This window comes from Pseudomonas sp., from assembly GCF_035277045.1.
Lineage (GTDB): Bacteria > Pseudomonadota > Gammaproteobacteria > Pseudomonadales > Pseudomonadaceae > Aquipseudomonas.
Genome location: NZ_DATELE010000120.1, coordinates 1 through 3,579, shown reverse-complemented (window position 1 = coordinate 3,579; position 3,579 = coordinate 1). Strand labels below are relative to the sequence as shown.

The 3,579-nt window shown below is 62.1% G+C and carries 3 protein-coding genes; 1 reads left to right on the top strand and 2 read right to left on the bottom strand.

Translation table 11 applies throughout. The features are described from left to right. The first annotated feature begins 310 nt into the window (after positions 1 to 310). Positions 311 to 1,561: a putative porin gene (locus VJS90_RS05255; RefSeq protein ID WP_324119729.1), complete on the top strand. Its 1,251-nt coding sequence runs from the start codon at positions 311 to 313 to the stop codon at positions 1,559 to 1,561. 70 nt (positions 1,562 to 1,631) lie between these two features. On the opposite strand, the gene VJS90_RS05250 is transcribed toward VJS90_RS05255, so the two are convergent. After that, positions 1,632 to 2,753, bottom strand: coding sequence for a beta-ketoacyl-ACP synthase III (locus VJS90_RS05250; protein ID WP_324119727.1), 1,122 nt, complete (start codon positions 2,751 to 2,753; stop codon positions 1,632 to 1,634). 134 nt (positions 2,754 to 2,887) lie between these two features. Then, positions 2,888 to 3,579 (bottom strand): DUF3418 domain-containing protein (locus VJS90_RS05245; protein ID WP_324119725.1); only part of this gene is annotated, 692 nt, incomplete at its 5' end.

The window sequence follows — 3,579 nt, the reverse complement described above, 5'->3', positions numbered from 1 at the left end:
TGGGCACCAAGGCATCCCATGAAGCTGCTGGCAGGTCGCGCAAGTGGGCAATGCTCTGCAAGGTAGTCACGGTGTCGACTCATCGCGTAGGGGCTTTCAGTGTCCCAGAAAATGCCTGCAACGCCCACCGTAGAGCGTCAGGCGTCTTAACAACAGTGCCACTAAATAGACATTATTCTGTAATACCCCCCCGCAATACTTGCGCCTGTTTTCCGGAACCCAAGAACCTGTCTAGCCAGGCCTTTCCCGAAGACATGCCAACACGGGGCGGGCGCGAGCCTCCCCATTTTTTTTCAAGAGGGAGAACCTTATGCGTCTTGTTTCTACACTAACCGGAGCGAGCCTGTGCACCGGCATGATGCTGGCTCTGAGTGCTCCGGCCAGTGCTGCGGTCGACGCCAAGCTGCTCGAAATGCTCCGCGCCAATGGCTCGATCAACCAGGCGCAGTACAGCGAACTGCAAGCCGACCTGGCGAACGAGACGAAGGAAAAGGCCGCGCAGAAGGCGCAGGCCGACCGCCTGAGCTCCTTTGAATCAAAAGTGGCATGGGCCGCCAAGACCCAGATGAAGGGTGACCTGCGCCTGCGTCACGAAGACGTCGACGCCGATGGCCCGACCAACTCCAGCAGCCGCGACCAGGACCGCCAGCGCATCCGCGCGCGCTTTGGCCTGTACAGCGAGATCAACCCACAGGTCGACGCGGGTATTCGCGTCGCCACCGGCAGCAGCAGCGATGCGCGCTCGACCAACCAGAGCATGGACAACTACTTCGACAAGAAGCAGCTGTGGCTTGACCTTGCCTACATCGACTACCACCCCACTGCCTTGCCGAACCTGCACCTGATCGGCGGCAAGATGAACCAGCCGTGGGTCAGCATGGGTGATGTGATCTGGGACAGCGACATCAACCCCGAAGGCTTCGCCAGCACCTACAAGGCCGACCTGGGCGGTGCCGAGCTGTTTGGTAGCGCCGGCTACTTCGTGCTCAAGGACAACGTCGACGGCGACGGCGTGCAGTTCCGTCACGACCTGCGTCTGTACAGCGGCCAGCTGGGTGCGCGCTTCGCCCCGACCGACAACCTCAAGGTCACCCTGGGCGGCAGCATCTACAGCTACGACAACGACAAGGACAGCGCGGCGCTGGCGGTCAACGGCAATACCACCAACGAGTTCACCTTGTACGAAGGTTTCGGCCAGATCGACCTGACCGGCCTGGTGGTCCCGCTGTCGGCCTACGGCCAGTACGTGGTCAACGGCGAGACCGACAGCAATCAGGACACTGCCTGGCTGGCCGGCCTGAAGACCAAGCTGGGTGCCTTCAGCCTCGACTACAACTACCGCGATGTGCAGCGCAACGCGGTGGTCGGTGCCTTCACCGACTCGGACTTCGCCAACGGCTTCACCGCCTCGCGTGGCCACAAGGTCAAGGTCGGGTACGAGATCGACAAGAACTTCTCGGTGGGCGCGGCCTACCTGATGGCCAAGTCGGATGCCTCGAACCCACCGACCAGCGATGCGAACATCGATACGTTCCAGCTGGATCTGGAAGCCAAGTTCTGAGTTGATGTAGCGGAAATAAAAACGGGGGCGCTGATCAGATCAGCGCCCCCGTTTTGCGTAGAGATCAAGGTTACCGCTTGCGCAGGATCACGCTGCCGATCGAATACCCCGCGCCAAACGAGCTCAGCACGCCGAGCGCTCCTGGGGGCAGGTCATCCTGGTAGCTGTGCAGCGCGATCACCGAGCCGGCCGAACTGGTATTGGCATAGCGGTCGAGAATCACCGGCGCCTCGTCCTCCAGCGCATCACGACCCAGCAGTTTCTTGACGATCAACTGGTTCATGCTGAGGTTCGCCTGGTGCAGCCAGAAGCGTTTGACGTCGGCGATGTCGATCCGGTTTTCCGCCAGGTGCTGGCCGATCAGTTCGGCTACCATCGGGCAGACTTCACGGAACACCTTGCGCCCTTCCTGCACGAACAACTTGTCTTCGGCATCGATGCCCTCTTCGCTCGCGCGGTTGAGGAAGCCGTAATTGTTGCGAATGTTGTTGGAGAACTGGGTCAGCAGCTTGGTGCCGAGGATATCGAACTGGTGCGCGGAGGTTGCAAGGTCGGCGCGCTCGACCAGCACGGCAGTGGCGGCGTCGCCGAAGATGAAGTGACTGTCGCGGTCGCGGAAGTTCAGGTGGCCGGTGCAGATTTCCGGGCTTACCACCAGCACGGCGCGGGCCTGTCCCAGCTGCACGCAATTGCTCGCGGTCTGGATGCCGAAGGTGGCCGAGGAGCATGCCACGTTCATGTCGAAGGCAAAGCCCTGGATACCAAGGACTTGCTGCACTTCGATGGCGATGGCCGGGTACGGGCGCTGCAGGTTGGAGCAGGCGACGATCACCGCATCGACATCGGCGGCGGTGCGACCGGCGCGTTCCAGCGCCTGGCGGGCGGCGGCCACACCCATTTCACAGAGGATCGACGGCTCGTCGTTGCTTCGCTCCGGCAGGCGCGGCTTCATGCGCTCGGGGTCGAGGATGCCGGCCTTGTCCATGACATGCCGGCTCCTGATCCCCGAAGCCTTCTCGATGAAGGCCGCGCTGGACTCCGCCAGCGGCTCGCGTTCGCCCCGCTCGATGGCCGCGGCGTTGTCGGTATTGGACTGCCGCACCCACGTGTTGAAGGACTCCACCAGCTCTTCGTTGGAGATGCTCATGGCCGGGGTATACAGGCCGGTGCCGCTGATCACGACGTTATGCACAGTCGTTCCTCTGTTCTAAGGCCTCACCACTGGCTTGGCCGGGCAGGGTAATGGCACTTTAGTGCCAATTATTATGTGTAAAGGACCGCCAGGCGGTCCTCACGGGCTCAGGAGTTTGCCACAAAAAGGTGCAGCTAGCCCTCCACCTGGCTCCACTGCTTGCTCAGGCGCTTGTCCGACACCGCGACCTTGGTGCCCAGCTGCTGGCCAAACAATGAGACCCGATACTCCTCCAGCAACCACCGATACAATGCTAGCTGCTCGTCACGCTTGCCTTCCTGGGAATGCTTGTCGGCGCGGGTCTTGTACTGATTCCAGAGATTGCCCAGCTCGCCGCTCCAGACCCGGTCCTTCTGCACCTGGGAGCCCAGTTTCTCAAGGCGAAGTTCGACGGCCTTCAGGTAACGTGGCAGCTCCTTGAGCCAGGCGGCAGGGGTCTGCCGGACGAAACCGGGATACACCAGATTGCCCAACTGCTGCTTGATGTCATTGAGGGCCACGGCCTGAGTCAGGTCGATCTTGCCCTTGAAACGCTTCTGCAGGCCGTGCCAGAGCTTGAGCACCTCCAGGGTCAGGCGCGCCAGGCGCTCGGCATGCTCGGTCCAGCCGCCGCGCTTGCGCTCGGCCAGCGAGGCAAGGCCAGCGCCATCACGCGGCAGGGTGCTTTCGCCCTCGAGAATGCAGCTGTCCAGGCTGGCCAGCAGGATGTCCTCGACCAGCGCCTCGACCCGGCCCAGTTCCCGGTACAGCAAGCCTAGCTCGGTCAGCCCGGGAAGCCTGGTGCGCAAGAACTTCGCAGGTTCGGCCAACTGTTGCAGCAACAGGC

Bases quoted from the DNA above. Each gene is read 5' to 3' on its own strand.
- VJS90_RS05255 (WP_324119729.1), top strand. From the start codon at position 311: ATGCGTCTTGTTTCTACACTAACCGGAGCGAGCCTGTGCACCGGCATG.